We start from the raw sequence: 19,144 nt of genomic DNA on the forward strand, positions 1-19,144 counted from the left end.
CTGCTTTCAAGCCTCGAGGCTTTTGCCGTAGACGACACACGGATTGCCATGACCCAAGCTGACCCTCAGATCGTCGACGAGGTGGCGCGCCTGCGCGCTGAGCTCGATGATGCCAACTACCGCTACTATGTCCTCGATGACCCACGGCTCACCGATGCCGACTATGATCGCCGCCTACGCCGCCTGCAGGAACTCGAGCAGGCCTATCCCGAGCTGGTGACTCCGGACTCTCCGACCCAGCGGGTGGGGGCCGCGCCGGATGCCGGCTTCCCCGAGGTGCGGCATGCTGTACCCATGCTCTCCCTGGACAACGCCTTCAGCGAGGAGGAGATCAAAGCTTTCGTCAGACGCGTCGCCGACCGCCTGGAAACCCATGGCGAATCGCTGGCCTTCTGCTGCGAGCCCAAGCTGGACGGGGCCGCCGTGTCGCTGGTCTTCAAGCATGGCAGGCTGGTTAGTGGCGCCACGCGCGGCGACGGCCGTACCGGCGAAGGCATCACCGCCAACCTGCGTACGCTGCGATCCATCCCGCTGAAGCTGCGCGGCGATGCCCCGCCCGAGCTGCTGGAGGTGCGTGGCGAGGTGATCATGAACCATGAGGGCTTCGAGGCGTTGAACGAGCGGGCCAGGGAGTCGGATGGCAAGGTCTTCGCCAACCCCCGCAACGCCGCCGCCGGCAGCCTGCGCCAGCTCGATCCCCGGGTCACTGCGACGCGTCCGCTGGAGTTCAGCGCCTACCAGGTGGCGCGTATCGAGCCGGACACCGGCGATACCAGCCACAGCCAGCTGATGGGCCGACTCGCCGACTACGGCTTGCGTACCAGCCGTGAGCTGGCGGTGGTCGAGGGGGCCGAGGGGGTCATCGACTACTGTCGGCGGCTTGGCGAGAAGCGCGACGACCTCGGCTACGACATCGACGGTGTGGTCATCAAGGTCGACGACCTGCGCCTGCAGCGCGAGCTCGGCTTCGTGGCGCGCGCCCCGCGCTGGGCCATCGCCTTCAAGTTTCCCGCCCAGGAAGAGACCACCCGGCTCAACGACGTGGAATTCCAGGTCGGCCGTACCGGGGCGATCACCCCGGTGGCGCGGCTCGAGCCGGTCTCGGTGGCCGGGGTTACCGTCGCCAATGCCACCCTGCACAATGCCGACGAGATCGAGCGGCTCGGCGTGATGATTGGCGATACCGTGGCGATCCGTCGGGCCGGCGACGTGGGTGTCACCTTGCTTCCAGCTGTTTCAAATAGGCTTTCCCCGGGTTTGAAATCGAAGAGGTCGGTGGAGAGGGCGGTCCTAAGGCATTAGATATTTATGTTGATTGAGCGGAAAACTTCGATGGATTCTTCAACCCCCCCATTTTCTGTACCGTCTAGGGAGGTTTAATAGAATCAGTTGATGGTCACGCGTGAAACCTTCTGGTTCTTTCTCTATCTATTTAGCTGTCAAGAATAAACCATAATTGGCGAATTTCTAGTAGTGGTAAAAATAAAAATAGGCCTTGCCATTTTTAATTGGGCGAAGTGTCTCCGGAATGCCGGAGGTGACTTGTAAGCCTTCATGGAGAAAGGTTATGAAAAAACATTTATAAAGTCCAGGAAAATTCTGCTCTGTGAAATGGTTGCAGTATCCGTTTGGGGAAATTTTTAAACTATAGTTTTTTACTGAAAGATGACAGTTTTTGATGCTGATACCTGTCGTATCCGCTGCTTAAATGAATCCAAGTAGTATCTTTCGATAATGGTGTGAAAAGCTTACTTGGTAACTTGACGTAGTTGAGATTCCGCATGGATGATTGGAAGAAGTATTGTCGCTTCCAGTATCCTCGGTCTCAATTTTAGAGATGTAATCTGGGTCGTGAGAAGTCCTTTTTTCAGCACGATCATGCTCCGAGGTTTTTGAAGGGAGCTGAACCTGGTTGAGTACCGCCAGGTCATCCGGCAGATCCTCTGCAATACGCTCTGCAAATCCCTTAAGCTTAGGCTCATCTAACATAAAAAGCCAAGCTTGATCATCGTACTCACCTTTTCGCCTTATCACTCTCCCCAAGACTTGACGATAATGCAGCTCGGTACGGATTCGGCTAAGGTAACAGCATACCTGAAGTCGAGGGATATCCGTTCCCTCACTGATCATACCTACTGCTACAATCCAACGGCAATCACTATGCCGAAATAAGTTGATAACTTTCTGGGCGCCTGGAGTCCTATTTGTGACAACATGGCAGGCCTCTCCTCGGGCTTCTAGGGATTGAGCGACCTGATGAGCATGTTCAATATCCGTCGCAACGACCAAACCCGCCGCATCCGGCTTTGAGCGCCGGATCTCATCTAGCCTCTCGCAACCTAGCCCCAGTATTTGATGTATCACATCATCATGACGCAGTAGATCCTCGTAGGTGATAGGGGACTTCCCGAGCAGCGCGGCAATACTTGGGAAGAGCTTGACGGTACTTTCGGTCTCCAGCGTTTCGGTGAGCTGCACTTCCTGATTGTCCAGCAGAACAATGCGTGGGGAACGGCACACCCCATCAGCGATGGCTTCTTGCAGACCATAACGATAATCGCAGATTAGTTCCCCTTCCGGAGAGGAATAGCGCGCAAGCGCGATGGCCAAGTCATCAGAGCGCCACGGAGTGCCCGAGAGCGCCAACGTATAGGCAGCACGGTCCTGGATTCTCTGCAGGATTTGCTGTCCCCAGGCATTGCTCAACAGGGGGTCATGTCCGGCGCAGTGGTGGATTTCATCAAAGACGACGAACACGCGATACTCATCAAGTAGCTGCCAGAAGGTATCATCTCGGTGCTCCATGGCCTGGTAGGTGTAAGCACCGCCAACGGCACCGACCAAGCCATCGAGCCGCTTACCCAGTACGTCTGCGAAGGTCGTACGAAACCCGTCCACTACCTGGCATGAGGGCGCAAAGCAGAGCACCAGGTCGATCTGGTTTCTCTCAAAGAGACAGCGTGCCAGCGCCGCTGCCAACCGTGTCTTGCCGGCGCCCGGTGTTGCCTGGCACAGGAAGTGCGGTGTGGTAACAAAATGGGCCAGCGCTGCCTCGATGCACCGCTGCTGCCATGTTCGCATTCCCGGCATCGTCATTGCGAGGGCAACGCAGTAAGCGTCTTCTCTACCGCTCGGAGATGGCCCAAAAGGCGCGAGCTGCGATCCCTAGCCTCTTGATACTCGTGCTCCACGTGGCTGCGGAGGTGCGGCATCTCATCGAGTAGTTGCTTGTACCGCTCTGTTTCCCCCATTGATGTCAGGAAGTCCAGGCGGACCTCCTTGAGGGTCGCCTCCAAGCGCTGGTACACCTCAGTTTCGGTTCCGGCAGCAGCAAGGCTCTTCGCGGGTTCCGGCGACGCCCGCTTTGTCTTGTGTTCGGGCTTCAGGCTCTTTTCGAATCCTTTGTCAACCAGTTTCAACTGCAAGTGCTCCGGCATGGGGCGCAGATGATAGACCTGCCCTCGCTTACGGCGCTCATCGTCGAGCACGAGCCAGCCAGCCCTCAGCATGCGGCGAATCTGTTCATACACATAGCGGCGAACCTCACCGAGCTTATAGGGGGTGTCCCCCAGCCGGGAGGCATAGGCATCCCGCAGGGTTGCAGTAGTGAATTGCGAGAGCCCCTCGTCCTGCAGCAACTCATATAGCCGCTTGTCGAGGGTGAACGAAGTAGGCTTCATGTGAGGTCCGAGGAAAAAGGAATGAAATGCGGATTATAATCCGTGGCCTGTGGGTCCGCAAACGCATGATAGTGCTGCCTCAAGTGATTTTGAGGCAGCCATGGACAAGCTGGCGAAAGCGGTAGGGGAGCGGATTCGGCACCGGAGGAAGGCTTGCGGGCTATCTCAGGATGACTTGGCACTGCTGAGTGGCATGGATAGGAGCTACGTAGGCCGAATTGAACGAGGGGAGGTCAACATCACTGTGGAGAAACTTTACCGTATCGCCACAGTGCTGGCCTGTGACCCATCCACTCTTCTTCCTGAGGCCACAGAGCTCTACAGCTGAGCATTACTGCCATACGCTCTCTTCTCACACCTAAAACGTGAGATAGTAAGTCAATGACTCCATTAATCACAGCGCGTCATGTTCTAGTGATTCAGCCTGATCGTGCATAGAAGCTGCATGAAGCGCGGTCGTCTCGGCGAACCATTTCTGACCTTGACATAGACGCCATTATGACTTGATCTATTCCTGACTCTTCTCCATAGTTGTAACTATCCACCCGAAAAGAGAGGTCACATGTCCATACTAGCTTCCTACATGCAGAAGGAACAGCAGCTCAAGCAGCTTCAGGAAGAGCTGGATAGGTTAAAGAATGATGATCGCCTCAAGGCTGAGCTTCAGTTCAAAGATAAGCTGGAGGCCCTGATGCGTGAGTTCGACAAGTCAGCTTCAGAAGTCATCAAGCTGCTTGACCCGCAGCAGGGCGTTGCCAAGGCCTCTAGCACTACGATCACTGGCCGTGCTAAGCGCAAGCTGAAGATCTACAAGAACCCGAACACTGGCGAAGTCGTTGAGACCCGCGGTGGTAACCAAAAAACACTGAAGGCGTGGAAGGATGAGTACGGTTCAGACACCGTCGAGGGATGGCTGGTGAGAACGGAAGACTGATAGGGGAGTAGCCCTGCCGCCTGGGAGTATGGCACGCAGGGCTGCGCTTATTGCTTGAATTCAGGGGCCAAGAGCGGACGCTTTGCCTTTAACTTTCTATGGTATCAAAGTGATGCTCTTACCACGGTCCAGGACCGATCAAGCGCTTCAGTGCATGACGAAGGCTGCCAAGGGAGAGCCGAAAATCCACAAATAAGTTTCACCTTCCGCAACCGGAGCACCGCGGCCTCATGAGAAAGAAACACGAAGTTTATATTTCAATAGACGTTGAGACCTCAGGTCCGATTCCTGGCGAGTACAGCATGCTCACAATTGGAGCATGCAATGTAGACGAGCCTGATCAGGTGTTCTCTTGCAATCTGAAGCCAATATCGACCAATGCAGACCCTGAAGCACTAGCGGTGACAGGACTTTCTCTGGAGGCACTCGAACACGAGGGGCTACATCCAGAAGTAGCTATGTCACAGTTCCAGAGTTGGGTCGAGAAGGTCGTTGGTAAGGAAAACTTGCCCGTGTTCGTCGGGCTCAATGCGCCATTTGACTGGTCCTTCGTAAACTATTACTTCCACCGCTACCTCCAGACGAATCCCTTTGGTTTTACCGCGCTAGACATCAAGTCACTTTATATGGGAGCAACTGGATCAGAATGGGTAAACACCCGCTCCAGCCAAATGGCTGTTCGACTTCAACCCAAATTAAAACCGGATCACCAGGCACTGCATGATGCTCAATACCAGGCCGAGCTGTTTCGCTTGATTAGGGAAATCATACAACGGCCGGAGGGCTGATCTCCCATGCTAGTTAACATGATCCATTTTGGAGGCGCCCATAAGATTGTGCCACCCTATTAAACTGGAGGTTAGTCTTGCCAACGGCAATCGTAGCTTCGCAAAGTTGTGTCCACTCACGAGAGGGTTGGCATGAGGCCAGCCATACACCCATGTTAGGCACGCGACCATGATTTCCTATTATCACCATGAGATAACGAGACCTGTCTCCTTGGAATGAGTCGAGATATTCCCAGGTAGTCTTTTGATCCCGGGCTGAGGGTGAAGGATGTATCTCTGGGTGCGTATGCCACAAACCAACCACATGTCTGTTGTGCGCGAATTCGATCTGTCTATTTCTATCGGATGCTTTTATATCAGGGTTCCAGGCACATCTACGTCGGTAATCAGCGCGATTCGGCCCAGTAGCGGAGTAGATGATAAGGCCGCTGGAATACGGATCTGAACTGAAAACCTCACCGCCAGCTTCTTTCTGCCATAGTTTCCTTTGGGCATGAGCATACATATGAGATAAAACTGGCTCAGTAAAAAGGACATAGCGGGTGTTATCTGGATAGAAAAATATCCTGTTCATGGAAACTGTCTGTTCAGGATCAAGCCATCGTGAATAGTAGCGGCTTTTGCCCATTCCTTATGCGTAAGGCCGGGCCAGTGCTTATCTAAAAAGCGTTGTCCACGAACCCAGCTCCGTACTGATGAGCCGTAAGTAACTGTTGCTGAATTGTCGATCATCTCCAGCGCTGACTCAGCCACCAATGCAACCGCATGCTCTGCAGCCGCAGCAGTATAGCTTTGAAAAAGGCTACTGCACCCAGGCTCTTGTTGAATCACTTCACTTGGCCATACAACTGCTTCTAAAGAAGACAATGGATCTTGTGCTCCCTTCAACCATTTATGGCCTGCAGGCAGCATGCAAGCATGAGCGGCAGCCACATAAGGCTCCATCCAGCCGATCAGCAAGGAGCATGGGTAATTCAAGCGGACTTGTTCAATCTGCACTCGTACATCAGGTTCGCCAGTGAGATCGAGCACCACGTCTACATCTACTAAAGTGTTTTTCTTTAACCATTGTGCTGTGCTCATAGCATACGGGGTCACTTCTGTTGCCGGGTAAGCCAAGTTGATTCGCTGAGCAATGGCATCCACCTTATTTTGGCCTATAGAGTCAGCCCCAAGCAGATGTCGCCCAATGTTCGCCGAAGACATGGTGTCAGCATCTACCACAGATATCCGTCCAACTCCTGCCTTGGCGATATGATCTACGACCGGACTGCCGAGAGCCCCGCCCCCCAAAACTAGAACGTGCTTCGCTTGACGCCCCTTGATCTCGGGATGCTGATCTCGCCCAGCCGTCCAGTCTGGGTCTAAGCGAGATGTCATAAGTGGTAGAGGCTTAGGAAGAGAAGGGCTAGCTTTTTTTCCTCGATATACGTCGAGAACAGTTGGTGGACCTCCAGGGAGCAAATAAGAAAAGGAAACTTTACTATTTCTCAAAAGAACCACTCGGTGTATGCCTCGGCCTCTGCGGCTACGGCTATACTGGAGCCTCGAATACTCTTCAGAAGGTAGCCTACCCTGTAGAATTCGCTCCAAATCATACATGGAACGTGGCCAAGTCGACGGCGTGAATGCATGTGAAATCGGGATGTCTGCGACTAGTACGCGAACCCGTTGCTTTGCTGCAGCCCCCATGGACTGCACCAAACGGTTAGTGATACGAAACTGCTCATCTGCAGCAATGATGATCCTATTTGGAATCAAGAGTAGCCCGCTTCTAACACGTGCTTTTTTTGGAGGCGAATCAATTGTCCATACACCTCTTACTGCATCGGTATTTGAACGTGCTCTAGCTACCGCTATAGCCCAGTAATTAAGTGCCTCATTCTCGAAGTTATCATCGAGATCGCCATTCAGCCAAGGCTTCAGGAACTGTTCAAAATAGCCATACAAGACAATCTGAATCCTGTCCTCTGAAGAATAACCGAGACCAGGGCCTGGATCACCTTCAATGCAAAGCACCCCATCTCTATCCAGATGCGGTATACGCAAGACAGCATCAGGAGATAGCTGAATGAATGCTTTCCCATACTCAGGAAATCCCTTTGGTAAACGCAGTTCAGCCCACTTAAATTTTCTTCCGTCCTGAAAAGACGGTAGTCGTAATTGATAGGCAGTGGCACCTCCCTCCCGGCTCAAAGCTGTTAGCAGAAGATCCGGGTATTTCTCGCTAAAAGAACTCAAATCCAGCGCCATTAATCCTCCACCTTTTACGCCAAACCGCGGCTCGCCGGAGTGGCCCTAGGAGCAGGAGGCTGAATGGTCGTCAAACCATTGCCTCCATCAGTTGGGGCTGGAATCCCGAAAACCTCGCGCACACGTTTGGAAATAGCCTGTGGATCTTTCTCAGAAAGAATGGTTTGAAGATCAGCAGATAGTGCGCTTGCCCAGGCCATGAATGATTTATAACGCTCGCCGCCATCATCATTCCATTTCTCGGCGAAGTTCTCTCCCTCGACCGTTGGGTTATCAACCCGGTATTTACCACCGAGTTTCAGCACGAGGTGAGGCATAAGTGTTGCAAGTTCATCCAGCAATTCAACCGGGTGTTCATAAGATCGATTCAAGTCTGACAGCCCCTCATAGCAACTGGTTAGTAGTGTTACTATAATGACTGAAATTGGCTTGGTAGCCGCATCAATTACCCCGCGTCTCGTGCACATATCTCGGTGGCGTTTAAACAACCGGATAGCAACCCGAAGTGTGTCTGTTATGTCTACGGCCTGATCCGGCACCGGAGCAACGCTTGCTGCAGCCCTATCATATGTATTCGCTTCCATCGCGATTGATCGAATGAGGCGGCGCTCCGACGTATCGTTAACCCACTTGCTCATACCCTCAGAATTAGAGGTTTTCCAGCTTTCGGTAGGCATATCAACGACCGCAAGCGCGGTCTCCCTATATCGCGATACGCTATAGCGAGGTGCCATAGAATATAGAGTTTGCTCCGATATAGTATTCAATGGTATAGAAGGGGTAAATTCGAGATAAAAACGCCGCCCGGCGAATGGTATCATCCAACAACGCCGTTTGGGTTGAGCCTCTAGATCCTTCAAAGCCTTACCTATCGACTCAAAAAATGACGTGGGGTTATCAGCCTCAATGTGAGAGATATCGACTTTGCAAACAGCATCAATGTCGAATTTCTCACTTCCATTGGGGGAACGAATCAAAGTCTTAGTGCTCACTGATCCTTGCGGCTTGATCGAAATAGATTCGAGGGGCCAAGAGAGGTTAGTGGCCAAATGATTTGAGACTTCTTCGTATGCGTCAGTTGCAGCCGCGATTTCTTCATCATCAACAGCAATATGCGAATTCGCTTCACTGAGCGCCTTAGCCCAAAGACCATATTCTACCAATCTATCTCTAACGTTTGTTATGTGGCCCTCTCTGAGTGCTGCAAACGATTCAAGCGACTTCGTTAACCGAGTAGGACTTTTTTGTTCAGCAAGCTTTACCAGTTCTGCGCTTTTAGTGTTCATGGTATTAAACTCGTTTAGGCTGCTTATCGGAGATTAATTGTGTGAGTCTGCTGACCGTCAGTGGCCGAAACGTGATGGCCAGTAAGCGAAAATGCAGGTGTGAATTCGTAGTCACGGCCTGCTCGGTCATAGACGATGTATTCGGGATGGTGCCCTGCCTGCAGCATCTGCCCGAAACGGAACACCGTGCTCGCGGGACTTACGGCGATAAGGTGTACCTTCTGGACTCTCATCACATCCTGAATATGCATGATTGCTTTGCGGGCAACTTCTGCGAACTGATCAAGATCCTCTGGATGCCCGATGCAGTTGATTCCTGTCTTCGAGGTTGTCACGCGAATCCAAGGCAGATGACCAGTATCAACACTAGTTTGAAGGTCACTAGGTAGGGCCTTTTCATCTACATGAGCCGTTAGCTCAAGCGTAATAAGAACCTCTGTGGCGTAGTCCGACGAAAGTGAATCAACCCTAAAGGTGTCCCGGGGATGAGCCTCAACCTGCGGGTCCCAAGCCCATGTCTTCCGATGCCTATCGTACTGAAATATCTGAATGGCCTGAGCTTCACCCATTATGCGTCCTGCTAAAACAAGCGTCGGGATGTGGTGTAAAGGAAAAACAGCCAAGCTCTCAGTAACAGAACCACTGCTCGAATCAAATCCCGAAACTAGTTGTCGAATCTGGTGCTCATGCTCTCTTAAATACTGATACCAAAATCCTGATAGATGACGATCATCTCGCTGCGATTTCCGTCGAACATAGTGGATCACCCCTGGTAGCATCGCTCGTCTCATTGCAACGATGGCATCAATCAGTTCAGAGTCATGGAAGTAGGTTGGTACGCCACCCAGATTGGCATGCAAGGTGACCGCTCTTGTAGGGGCATATGCTAATGAATCCAAGTAATTTCGGACCATATCACGATGAGACTTGCGCATCTCGTCAAGTATCTCTGAGCTGTATTGCTCTGGCGCGAACGAATCTATCAAACGATGGTGTTCATCGCACATCAGCATGATGTTGTCCGGGTTGTTTGCGAGCCGATGAGAGTCCTCTTGGTTCCCCCGAGGCCCTTCTGGGTCAGATGCGACGATGTGAGCTAAATATCCGACGCGGGCGGTTTTTGTCCAAAGATGGATCTCTGACAAATCCTTACTGCAGCCTTGAAACATGCACCTCCCGCCCGCGTCCGTCCACACTTTCTGAGCTGTTCTCGTGGAAATCTCTGGACCTCTACCTTTCGCTTTTCCGAGCAGCCCATCACGTGTGGCAATAAGTGTGTCTACACAAGACCTTCTTTCCACTTTTTTATAGGTCAAAGTGCTGTCGAAAATTCGAGCGTTACTCAGCGTTTCATTTGAAACCTCACGGATGAAGAGCAGGTTTTTGCCAACCAACTTTTTTAGACGAGCCTTCGCATTTGAGCCTGGGTCAGCAGGATAGAGTACGGGCCTGGGCTCCTCAAGATTAACAACTTTGCACAGGTACCCAGCGTGGATATATAACACACGACGCCTTTGTTCCAGACATTCATCCAACCAAATAGCTAAGTTATGATCATCAAAATTGCCTGAGGAGGTTGTCTCGTTCAAAAATGAGTCAGAGGCTTGGGGCATTTCTCGTAATTCCTTGGTCGAACTTTGAATTATGCCGCTTTTCACGTTGGCATCACAATATCTATTTTAATACCAAGTTCCATTTCTTTGCCTTTCGAAGGGGAAGTAAGACAGTGGGAGCTTCAGCTTTGTGGCGATAGCGGACTTGTCCTCATGTATACACCCCATACTCCAGTCGCATGATCAGGTCATAAACTAGCTGAGGATCTTCGATCATAACATCTATCGGTGTGCGACCTCGGAGAGCAATTGCTGGGCTTTTCATCCAACGTTCGGCGCCTTTTCGACTTTCAAACAATCGCTCGGCGGCTTGCCAGATATCAGTTTCAGTAGGTGCCTCCAGGATTTCGCGACCAACATCGGGCGTGTCCTGCCAGGTTTGTAACTCTTCAGGGTGTGGAGCCTGAGGATCGCACTGTGCCAGTAGCTGATCGAGGGAGTAAGGCCGCTCTTCCGCGGGAACCGCCTTGGTGGTGTCGACATCAGGTCGCGTGAGCATTTCCCGCAGCCACGCTTCTACTTCCTTGCACACCTCATCATTTTTACCGAGCGGCACGAGGGTGGCGTCGATCTCACCGCTGCGGCAGATGAAGAACTCGTCCGGAATGGTCAGGGCGTAACCGCCGCGCAGGTAGGCGATGATCTCGCCGCTCATGGCGGCCATGTAGGAACGGTCGCTTTGTAGGCATTCCAGCGCCTCGCGGAAGCTCTCCAGAGGCTGGGGGAAGCGGTCACGGAGGTCGATGGCCCGGTAGGCAAAGATACGAGCTAGCGGGTCTGTGGGAGGTTGTGAGGGCTGTGTCATGGGGAGGCTACCCAGCGGATGGTGTGGCTTTCAGGGTAGCCCATGGCCAACGCGGACTACCGTTGCTTCCTTACGGTTACCAGCATTAGTCCAGAAAAGCAGCGACGCCTTCCTCGTCGATCGCCTCATGCACCGCGTCCAGGGCGGCTTGGTCGGTGGCGAAGCGGTCGTCCCACACATGGGAGGTGCCCTCCTCGTTGACGACCTCCAGCAGCCAGTCGATCTCCTCCTCCAGGCGATAGATATCCACCTGCAGGGTGTGGCCATCGCGGGTGATGGACTGGCTCAAGGGGCTCTGGATCAGTTCGGGTTCAGCGCTCATGGCAGTGTCTCGTGGTTGGCGGCGCGAGCGGCGCCGGGTGGCGTTGCGGCGTCGAGCCGGCCTAGTCGTCTATCGAGGAGCTGAAGGTGGGCTGGAAGAGAGTTCCCTCGGTCAGCTGCTCTTCCACTTGGCCGGCGTGTAGCGTCTCTTCCCGAGACGGATAGTGGCGCAGCAGCCCCCTCGCCTGCCGGCGGACAGATTCTGGGAGGGAGGCATCCTGCGAAAGCGTCTGCAGAAATTCTCTGGCGTGAATTACAGCGCGTGTTCGTTCAGATGGCATAGTCATCGGCGTCTCCTCTCCCGATCAGGTCGCATGCGGCAGCGACAGCGCTGTCACTCCACCCCCAGCGCCTTCACCACGGCGTCCACCGGCTCGGCGTAGAAGCTGGTCTGGAACTTGGTGAACAGCTCGGCGGGAATGGTGGGGATATCCGCAGCGCTGGCCATGGGCAGGGTGACCCGTTTGCCACCGGCGTCGAAGGCGACTTGAAGGCACTCGGCGAGGTTCTCCACGGGCTTTAGGCTGCCACCCAGGCTCATGTCGCCTAACACCACCATCTGGCTCTGGGTGGGCCTGCCCAGCAGGCCTGAGGCGAAGGCCACCAGGCCGGCCAGGGCCAGGTCGCGCAGTACGCCGGTGTTCTGCAGGTCGACCACATGCAGGTGGAAGTCGTGCTCCAGCACCTTGCTGGAGCCACTGATACGGCTGGCGTTGGCCTTGAAGTAATCGAAGGCCATCTTGACCTGCTCCTTGGCGGAGGTGGAGTTCCACAGCCCAGACATGGCGAGCTTGCCGCTGCCGGCGGTGACCTGGAGCTCGATGCGGTAGACCCCCGGCATGCCCTTGTCACTCAGCCCGATAGTGTGCACCACACCCGGTTTGCCGAGGCCTTCGGGGATCAATCCACCACCGCCCTGCTCTTTCACCGAGACGAAGTGCTCCTCCAGGGTCTCCTTGTCGATGTAGCTGAAGTGGACGTCATAGAACTCCATGCCCCCAATCTTCTTGAGCTGCTCCTTCACCCGGCGGCGCACCTGCAGGGCGTACTCCAGGCACTGGCGCACGTCGTCTTTCTGGTACTCCCCATGCGGGTAGAGGAGCTTGAGCAAGCCAGAGACGGTCTTGCGCACCGCGATGACATCGCGTTGGTTGAGGTTGTCGCCCAGGCGGAAATACTGGTCGATGGCGTCGGCGAAGCTTCGCTTACGCATTTCACGAAAGAACTCGGCCAGGTAAGAGGTCCTGGATACGCATGTCCGATCGATTCCTTAACGGGCAACGCCTCGCTCCCGTGGCGGGGCAAGGCGGTCAACAAAGCGGGTGCCAGGGCAGCACGGCTGCCGCCTGGCCTTCAGATCGAGAGTTCCCCCGGGACTGACTGAGCCGGGCGCCCATGCGTCACGGCACGAGAGAAAACGCCCGGTAGTAATGGTTACTGGCGATCTGGTTGAAGAGGGTCAGGCTCTGGCCGTCATAGCGGCCAGGATAGAAGAGCACCAACGGCTTGTGGCCGAGCCTGCCGTGCAGCGCATTGAGCAAACTGTGAGCACGCATCACCGGCCAGACGCTACCCACGCCTGACAGAAGAATGATATCGGGGTCGTCCGACAGCGCGTGTCGGATAAGGAAGGGGGCGAACTTGTCCATGTGCAGCGGGCCGCGCAGCGCCTTGAGCAGCGCCGCATCGCCCTTGGTCTGCTGCATGGCGATGGCCTTGTCGAGAAAGCCACGCTCATGGAGATAGTCGCGCAGCACGCGCAGCAGGTTGACGTGGTCGACCGTCAGCTCGCTGTGCTGACGGGACAGTACCCCTTCCAGGAAGGTGAGGTACTCACGAACCTGCAGCTCGTGCTCGGGGGGATAGTCGAAGATCCAGAAGCCGATCTCGTTGCCCAGGCCCTGGCCGGAGAGGAAAGCCGGGCTGGTGATCTTCTCGGCGATCTGGTTGAGGCGATCCTTCAGATGAGGATCTTCGCGGTGGGACGGCCCCTGCGTGAGCGGTGACATACGGCTCTCATCCTTGCGTCCGGTGTCGTTCTTTTCGTTATGATTGAGCGTCTTGTAATGCTTGATGCCGCGGCCTGCGGTGGATACAGGGCTTTCGGGCACGCTACCGCCAGCCCGGGTCCATGGCGTTCAACGCGGCCCCAGGGCACTCAGGCAGTCCAGCAGCCGAATCAGGTGGTGCCTTTCCAGCAGGGTCACTACCTCGGGCCGCAGCATCAGCGGTTGCAGCCGGCGGCTACGCGCACTTTCTATCAAGCCTACTTCGGATAGCATGCGAAAGGCCACCTGACCCATCTTTCGTCTAGAGGAGGCGGTCCAGCCGTTGATGGCCGGATCGCGGTAGGCACGGTCGGCGAGAAAGTCATCCCACTGGTAGGGCTCAAGGCACTCGGCCTGGGTCACGAAGGCATCGGCCACCACCGTCTCCAGGAACTCCACCAGCAGCAGGTTGCGAGCCAACGCTGCGCAGAACGCCACCTGGGTGGCCAGCTGGTCATCCCCCTCATGCAGCACCTGCCAAAACGGCTCAGGAAGCCGCTCAAGGCGCTTACGAATTGCCTGGGCCATGCGTTTGGCCGTGGCCGGCCGCGCCTTCTGGAGGCGATTCTCGTCGAGGATGGCCGCCTTCCAGGCCGCGTCATCGACGCCGGCCAGCAGCAGCTCCGCCACGATGCGGCTCTCGCGCACCATGAGCGAGCCGCCGATGAGGTCTGAGTCGTAGTGGAAGGTAGAGGAATCATGGGGCATAACGACTCGACTCAACTGGCATGATGGAAGTAAAATAATGATTAATTATACTATAGCCAAAGAGAACTTGTCAGGTGGGGCTTAGCTAAATTTTTTCCCAGCCAACATTTGAACTTGTTTTTCCAAAATTTTGATTTGCTTTTAATTATCGAGAGGAAGATGGTGAAATCATTAAGCAAGGATCAGGTGAAAGCGATTGAGGATTCTGGAATTAACTGCGAGATAAGAAAAGTTGAGGAGTTGATTAGCCAGGAAGATATTCTGAACCTGGGGGAAGATGACTTAGTATTGTTGGCAAAGGTAGCAAATGCTACTTACCGAGCAGGGTTTCCAGTAGTTAGCAATGTCGAGTATGATACAAAAATTATTGCTGAGCTTGAGCGGAGAAACCCTGAACATGAGTTTCTTTCTACTGTAGAGCCAGAGCCTGTCCCTTTATATAAAACGGTGCCTCTGCCGGAGAAAATGCTTTCTACCGATAAAGTATATAGCGACAAAGAAATTATTCAATGGATTGAGAGAGTGGAGAAGTTTGGTCAGGAAATCGGGCTGGATTCCGGAGATGTGTTGATAAAAGTCTCACATAAGCTAGATGGATATGCGGCTTATGATGATGGTGAAAGGCTTTACACGAGGGGAGATGGCGTGCGTGGCCAAGACATTACGAGAGCCTTCAATCGAGGGTTGAAGGTTGCTGAAGGCGCTAAAAGGGGCATGGGGCCAGGCGAGATTGTTGTTGATAAGGAATATTTCGATAAAGAACTTTCACGTGATTTCGAGAATACGCGAAATGTCCTGGCTTCTGTAATTGCTGAGAAAAATGTAAATAAAAAGGTTTTGAAAGCTATTAAAGATGGAGCATGTGTCTTTTTTCCTTTTGCTTCTCTGGAAGGCTGGGTTGGTAGGTGTGAAGATTTTAAAAAACAGTATAAAGATATTTTTGATAATATGTGGGGGGGCTTCAATTATGAGGTTGATGGGCTAGTTGTCGAAGTCATTAATGATGATCTGAAAAAAATAATGGGTTCTACGAGAAAACATCATCGCTGGCAAATTGCATATAAGAGGAATTTAGAGAAAGCCACAGTAGTAGTGAGTAAAGTTATACCTCAAACGTCGAGAACAGGAAGGATCACCCCTGTGGCAGAGTTCCCTCCTATAAAGTTGAGTGGTGCCACAATCCGTAGGGCAACACTCCATAATTATGGCATGGTTAAAAGCAAGGGAGTAGGTAAGGGAGCTGTAGTTGAGTTAGTAAGAAGTGGCCTTGTTATACCTAAAATTGAAAAAATTGTTGAGGGTGTTGATCCAGAAATACCCGAGTTATGCCCAAGCTGCCACTCCAAGGTTGTTTGGGATGGTGACAATATATTTTGCCCAAACTCCACTGATTGCCCGGCGCAAGCTGAAAATACATTGATTCATTTTTTTAAAACTATGCCCAATGTAGATGGGTTTGGACCTAAAATTGTTGAAAAGCTGTATGAAAATTCGATTACAAAAATCCACCAAGTATATGCTTTGAGTGTTGAAGATTTAGTCGGCATGGGGTTTGGTGAAAAGACAGCAATCAACCTCGTTGACCAATTAAAGCTTAGTAAGATTAGAGAGCTGGATGATTGGAGGTTTCTTGCAGCATTTGGAATCCCAAGGCTTGGTGAAGCTAGTTGCGAAAAACTTTTGAGTAATTATGGTATTGATGAAATTTTTCACCTGGAGGTCGATGAAATTTCAAGCATTGAAGGGTTTGCTGAAACTAGCGCCACAGTAATTTGTGAGGGGCTTAAGGATGTCAGGGCTGAGTTTTTAAAAGTTTACTCTCTTGGTTTTAGATTGTCTAAAACGAAGCGGCCTAATGAAAAGCTTTCGGGCCTTCAGCTGGAGGGTGTCCAAATTGTATTCTCAGGGACTATGAAAGCTGCAAGTAGAGCCGAAATGGAGAGCAAGGCAAAAAAGTTGGGTGCAAAAATAGGAAAGTCGGTTTCAGGGAAAACGAATTTTTTAGTTGTTGGTGATAATGTTGGAGAAAAAAAATTAAAAGACGCTAAAGAAAAAGGTGTTAAAGTGTTGAGCGAAGAGGAATATATGAAATATATAAAAAACTCGGGTTGATTTAAAGAATTTCGGTGGCGAAATTTATTTTTGATTTATACGCCCTTGGAAGTTTTTTGATTTGACATGGTTTCAAGGGCTTAAGTAGTATATGCTTCCAGTTGGATTGACGAAGGATTGCAACCCCATGATACTGGGTTTTTAAAATAATGTAATAGCTAGCTGTCATATTGTTAAATGTCGTCTATAGCGTTTAGCAAGGCTTCCATTCCCATCTCTTTTTCAATAGTACCATTTCGGATGGAGTTAGAGATTTCCTTTAATGATGCAATCTTTAACCTCAAATGTGTTGAGTTAGGGGTTGAGTGATCAATATCATCCATATTGATAATATCAGTAGCTAGGTGTATATACCTTGACAGAGTCTGATTGGATGCATGCATAGTTAACTTTCTGCAGACATCAGCCGCGACTGTGAAGATGTTGTAAAAACCTCCTGATGTTGACAATTTTTTAATTGTTTTTGCAATATTGATGGTGATAAACCTATGCCTAAAAGAATGGTTGCTTAAATGGCTTAACTTCTCATTATGTGTGCTGTTGCCGATTACCTTTTTTGCGTAATTCTTTATATAGGTGGGTTTTAGAGGGTTGCCATTGCGAGAGTCAATGAATAGTGCATCGTGCTTTAAATTTGGAAAATTACTCTCCAGCTCAAATATGTAGCTCAAGATAACCTGAAGGTCTGCACCTGAAACAGGGACATCTCTGGACTTACCCTTGAATTTTCCCTTTAGAATCGGGATGCCTCTAATAATAGTCATTTCATCTAAGTCAGACAATGAACTGCCTGCATTTTTAATCATGCTTCTAGTTATTCTGTGGGCCTCCGTGATTCTTGATCCTGTAATATCTAGTATAGTCCCTAAGGCTAACCACCGCTTTGATAGGAAGCTTGTGATATTAGGGTGGTAGCTGGTGTGATTGATAGAGTCAAACCAAAGAGCTAGCTCATGATCGCGAATAAAATCTGCCTCACCATGAATGTGTATTAACCCATCGAATGCTCGGTGTTTAGGGAACTGGATCCTCCTGCCATTTTTAAAAAACTCTGCTATATAATAGTGAATTTTGTATTCCCCGGTTTGAGAGGGATCGTTCGTTGCCATATTCCAGCTTGGATATTTTTTGTTAAGGTGCAACAAGTATTTCAATGCATTTTTAGAATGAGATAATATGCTTTCGTCATTGATATTTCTTTTTTTTAGCTCCGCTACGAATTGGTATATAAAGCTATCATCTATATCGATAAGATCCTTCTTGCAATAATCCATATAATCGCAGAAAACATTTAAGCTATAAGCTTTTTTTAAAACAGTTTCAGCAATAGGTGATATATTGTATACGGTTGATCCACCGCCATACGTAGTTAAAAAATGGTTAGCCTCCCAATCAAAGGATCCATTATCTTTCAAAATCATGGGTAAAGGATGGCGCGTATTTTCTTTGCCAGATCCGCCGATTGTTAAGAAGGATAAGTCTGGTGACTTGGCGATAATTACTTTGGACATATGTTAGCTCTGGTGGGATTTTTTTAGATATATTGGGTTTGCGTATTTTAGAAAATCACACTTCGAGTGAGATAGCCGAGAGTTCAGGTACTCACATGCCACGTCGAGTAGACCTTCCATACCGAGGCGCATAAATACGAGGGCGACGATCAGCACCTCTTCTCGCCAGAGAATGACCGTGGATAGCAGGTTGTGATGGTATGCGGTCGTTCATAGACAACATCATGGCAGGCTCAAAGCTCCTATGATTATAAAGGGTAAGCGGATTAAATGGTTGATCTTACCTTTGCATGAGACCTGATTCCGTGAAGCCAGCGCCGACACTTCCCCTATCACCGCCAGCGAGCATTTTCTGACCGCCGATTCCGTCTCAACCGCTGAACGCATACCGGGGAGGGCCAACCATGGCGACGCTGACCGACGAGAGCAGCCCATTTTGACAGGCATTTCTACCCGCCGGACACGCTGATACTGGCTGCCGATGACCGTCAGCTCTCTGCGTGGTGCCTTTGTCCGACAGACGATCAGCATGGCGTGCCTCGGGGATAGCGCAGGCGGCTTCGCAGGGTGTTCAACACCGTCATGCGTCCGATGTCCTGCCCGAAGTCGAGGATGATCTGCCGCGCCTTTTGAACCACGAGCGCCGCACGATGCACCAGCTCTTGTAGCACGGTGCGGATCCGGCGCCGCTTGGCGGGATGGCGCACCGGGCTCAGCTCGCCGGTCATGCCCAGCTGCCCCATCAGCCGCAGGATGTTGTAGGCCAGCTGGGCGAGGTGCAGGATCAGATCGTTGGTGGCGAACTTGCCCGACGGCAGCCGCTCCAGGTCGAGATCGGTCTTGATCTCACTGTGGAATTGCTCGTGGGTGGCATGCGCCTGGTAGCGTTTGATCACCGCCTCCGGCGCCTCGTCCAGGCTGGTCCACCAGCCTTCCAACTCATAGTCCGGTTCGAGCAGCAACTGGCCATCGCGATCGGCGGTGCGCTCTACCAGGCGCATCACGCGTTGGACGACGTATTCGGTCTTGTTGTCGTCGTGGATCGAGACGGTCTGCGTCCACAGCGCCTGGCGCTTGCCAGGACG

Annotated in this window: 18 protein-coding genes and 1 pseudogene; 5 read left to right on the forward strand and 14 right to left on the reverse strand. The window is 51.9% G+C overall.

Annotated features, from left to right (window positions below; translation table 11 throughout):
• Positions 1 to 48: 48 nt before the first annotated feature.
• Positions 49 to 1,212 (forward strand): annotated as a pseudogene (gene ligA, locus DFO68_RS09930) (NAD-dependent DNA ligase LigA); the annotation flags it as partial.
• Positions 1,213 to 1,704: 492 nt separating this feature from the next.
• On the opposite strand, the gene DFO68_RS09935 reads toward ligA, so the two are convergent.
• Positions 1,705 to 3,081, reverse strand: coding sequence for a DEAD/DEAH box helicase (locus tag DFO68_RS09935; RefSeq protein ID WP_208107401.1), 1,377 nt, complete (start codon positions 3,079 to 3,081; stop codon positions 1,705 to 1,707).
• Positions 3,082 to 3,092: 11 nt separating this feature from the next.
• Positions 3,093 to 3,680: a hypothetical protein gene (locus tag DFO68_RS09940; RefSeq protein WP_133483503.1), complete on the reverse strand. Its 588-nt coding sequence runs from the start codon at positions 3,678 to 3,680 to the stop codon at positions 3,093 to 3,095.
• A gap of 100 nt (positions 3,681 to 3,780) precedes the next feature.
• Here DFO68_RS09940 and DFO68_RS09945 point away from each other — a divergent pair, with 100 nt between their 5' ends.
• The 3 genes from DFO68_RS09945 (at position 3,781) to DFO68_RS09955 (ending at position 5,402) form a co-directional block, all read left to right on the forward strand.
• A complete protein-coding gene (locus DFO68_RS09945; protein WP_133483504.1) occupies positions 3,781 to 4,008 on the forward strand; it encodes a helix-turn-helix domain-containing protein in 228 nt (75 codons plus the stop codon).
• Between the two features lie 234 nt (positions 4,009 to 4,242).
• A complete protein-coding gene (locus DFO68_RS09950; protein WP_133483506.1) occupies positions 4,243 to 4,614 on the forward strand; it encodes a histone-like nucleoid-structuring protein, MvaT/MvaU family in 372 nt (123 codons plus the stop codon).
• Positions 4,615 to 4,844: 230 nt separating this feature from the next.
• Positions 4,845 to 5,402, forward strand: coding sequence for a 3'-5' exonuclease (locus DFO68_RS09955; protein WP_133483507.1), 558 nt, complete (start codon positions 4,845 to 4,847; stop codon positions 5,400 to 5,402).
• Between the two features lie 13 nt (positions 5,403 to 5,415).
• On the opposite strand, the gene DFO68_RS16050 is transcribed toward DFO68_RS09955, so the two are convergent.
• The 10 genes from DFO68_RS16050 to DFO68_RS10005 form a co-directional block, all read right to left on the reverse strand.
• Positions 5,416 to 6,030 (reverse strand): Mov34/MPN/PAD-1 family protein, encoded by a 615-nt coding sequence (locus DFO68_RS16050; RefSeq protein ID WP_432206837.1) that lies wholly within the window; start codon positions 6,028 to 6,030, stop codon positions 5,416 to 5,418.
• On the reverse strand, positions 5,973 to 7,655 hold the full coding sequence (locus DFO68_RS15675) for a HesA/MoeB/ThiF family protein (protein WP_208107402.1): 1,683 nt from the start codon (positions 7,653 to 7,655) through the stop codon (positions 5,973 to 5,975). Before DFO68_RS15675 ends, DFO68_RS16050 begins: the two co-directional genes overlap by 58 nt.
• A 14-nt stretch (positions 7,656 to 7,669) precedes the next feature.
• Positions 7,670 to 8,941 carry a nucleotidyltransferase gene (locus tag DFO68_RS09970; RefSeq protein WP_133483509.1) on the reverse strand — a complete coding sequence of 424 codons (1,272 nt, stop codon included), beginning with the start codon at positions 8,939 to 8,941 and terminating at the stop codon, positions 7,670 to 7,672.
• Positions 8,942 to 8,964: 23 nt separating this feature from the next.
• Entirely contained in the window at positions 8,965 to 10,554 is a 1,590-nt protein-coding gene (locus DFO68_RS09975) for an SAVED domain-containing protein (protein WP_133483510.1), read from the reverse strand.
• 151 nt (positions 10,555 to 10,705) lie between these two features.
• Entirely contained in the window at positions 10,706 to 11,359 is a 654-nt protein-coding gene (locus tag DFO68_RS09980; RefSeq protein WP_133483511.1) for an antitoxin Xre/MbcA/ParS toxin-binding domain-containing protein, read from the reverse strand.
• An 85-nt stretch (positions 11,360 to 11,444) separates the two neighbouring features.
• On the reverse strand, positions 11,445 to 11,681 hold the full coding sequence (locus DFO68_RS09985) for a hypothetical protein (RefSeq protein WP_133483512.1): 237 nt from the start codon (positions 11,679 to 11,681) through the stop codon (positions 11,445 to 11,447).
• Positions 11,682 to 11,742: 61 nt separating this feature from the next.
• Entirely contained in the window at positions 11,743 to 11,967 is a 225-nt protein-coding gene (locus DFO68_RS16000) for a BPSL0761 family protein (RefSeq protein WP_133483513.1), read from the reverse strand.
• Positions 11,968 to 12,014: 47 nt separating this feature from the next.
• On the reverse strand, positions 12,015 to 12,947 hold the full coding sequence (locus DFO68_RS09995) for a BREX system Lon protease-like protein BrxL (RefSeq protein WP_347813126.1): 933 nt from the start codon (positions 12,945 to 12,947) through the stop codon (positions 12,015 to 12,017).
• 133 nt (positions 12,948 to 13,080) lie between these two features.
• Positions 13,081 to 13,689 carry a DUF1788 domain-containing protein gene (locus DFO68_RS10000; RefSeq protein ID WP_133483514.1) on the reverse strand — a complete coding sequence of 203 codons (609 nt, stop codon included), beginning with the start codon at positions 13,687 to 13,689 and terminating at the stop codon, positions 13,081 to 13,083.
• Between the two features lie 129 nt (positions 13,690 to 13,818).
• A complete protein-coding gene (locus DFO68_RS10005; protein WP_133483515.1) occupies positions 13,819 to 14,436 on the reverse strand; it encodes a DUF1819 family protein in 618 nt (205 codons plus the stop codon).
• Positions 14,437 to 14,598: 162 nt separating this feature from the next.
• Between DFO68_RS10005 and DFO68_RS10010 the strand changes: the two genes are divergently transcribed.
• On the forward strand, positions 14,599 to 16,548 hold the full coding sequence (locus DFO68_RS10010) for a helix-hairpin-helix domain-containing protein (RefSeq protein WP_208107403.1): 1,950 nt from the start codon (positions 14,599 to 14,601) through the stop codon (positions 16,546 to 16,548).
• A 173-nt stretch (positions 16,549 to 16,721) separates the two neighbouring features.
• Here DFO68_RS10010 and DFO68_RS10015 read toward each other — a convergent pair whose 3' ends face one another.
• Both DFO68_RS10015 and DFO68_RS10020 read right to left on the reverse strand, forming a co-directional pair.
• Entirely contained in the window at positions 16,722 to 18,059 is a 1,338-nt protein-coding gene (locus DFO68_RS10015; RefSeq protein ID WP_133483517.1) for a site-specific integrase, read from the reverse strand.
• Between the two features lie 524 nt (positions 18,060 to 18,583).
• The coding region (locus DFO68_RS10020; protein ID WP_208107404.1) for a transposase at positions 18,584 to 19,144 on the reverse strand (561 nt) is incomplete at its 5' end.

It is taken from the genome of Halomonas ventosae, from assembly GCF_004361885.1.
Classification (GTDB): Bacteria; Pseudomonadota; Gammaproteobacteria; order Pseudomonadales; family Halomonadaceae; genus Halomonas; species Halomonas ventosae_C.

Coding starts and splice junctions, on each gene's coding strand:
- DFO68_RS10000 (WP_133483514.1), bottom strand. CDS start 13,689: ATGTCACCGCTCACGCAGGGGCCGTCCCACCGCGAAGATCCTCATCTG.
- DFO68_RS09985 (WP_133483512.1), bottom strand. CDS start 11,681: ATGAGCGCTGAACCCGAACTGATCCAGAGCCCCTTGAGCCAGTCCATC.
- DFO68_RS10015 (WP_133483517.1), bottom strand. CDS start 18,059: ATGTCCAAAGTAATTATCGCCAAGTCACCAGACTTATCCTTCTTAACA.
- DFO68_RS15675 (WP_208107402.1), bottom strand. CDS start 7,655: ATGGCGCTGGATTTGAGTTCTTTTAGCGAGAAATACCCGGATCTTCTG.
- DFO68_RS09945 (WP_133483504.1), top strand. CDS start 3,781: ATGGACAAGCTGGCGAAAGCGGTAGGGGAGCGGATTCGGCACCGGAGG.
- DFO68_RS09950 (WP_133483506.1), top strand. CDS start 4,243: ATGTCCATACTAGCTTCCTACATGCAGAAGGAACAGCAGCTCAAGCAG.
- DFO68_RS09955 (WP_133483507.1), top strand. CDS start 4,845: ATGAGAAAGAAACACGAAGTTTATATTTCAATAGACGTTGAGACCTCA.
- DFO68_RS10005 (WP_133483515.1), bottom strand. CDS start 14,436: ATGCCCCATGATTCCTCTACCTTCCACTACGACTCAGACCTCATCGGC.
- DFO68_RS09935 (WP_208107401.1), bottom strand. CDS start 3,081: ATGCGAACATGGCAGCAGCGGTGCATCGAGGCAGCGCTGGCCCATTTT.
- DFO68_RS16000 (WP_133483513.1), bottom strand. CDS start 11,967: ATGACTATGCCATCTGAACGAACACGCGCTGTAATTCACGCCAGAGAA.
- DFO68_RS16050 (WP_432206837.1), bottom strand. CDS start 6,030: ATGGGCAAAAGCCGCTACTATTCACGATGGCTTGATCCTGAACAGACA.
- DFO68_RS09980 (WP_133483511.1), bottom strand. CDS start 11,359: ATGACACAGCCCTCACAACCTCCCACAGACCCGCTAGCTCGTATCTTT.
- DFO68_RS09940 (WP_133483503.1), bottom strand. CDS start 3,680: ATGAAGCCTACTTCGTTCACCCTCGACAAGCGGCTATATGAGTTGCTG.
- DFO68_RS09970 (WP_133483509.1), bottom strand. CDS start 8,941: ATGAACACTAAAAGCGCAGAACTGGTAAAGCTTGCTGAACAAAAAAGT.
- DFO68_RS09975 (WP_133483510.1), bottom strand. CDS start 10,554: ATGCCCCAAGCCTCTGACTCATTTTTGAACGAGACAACCTCCTCAGGC.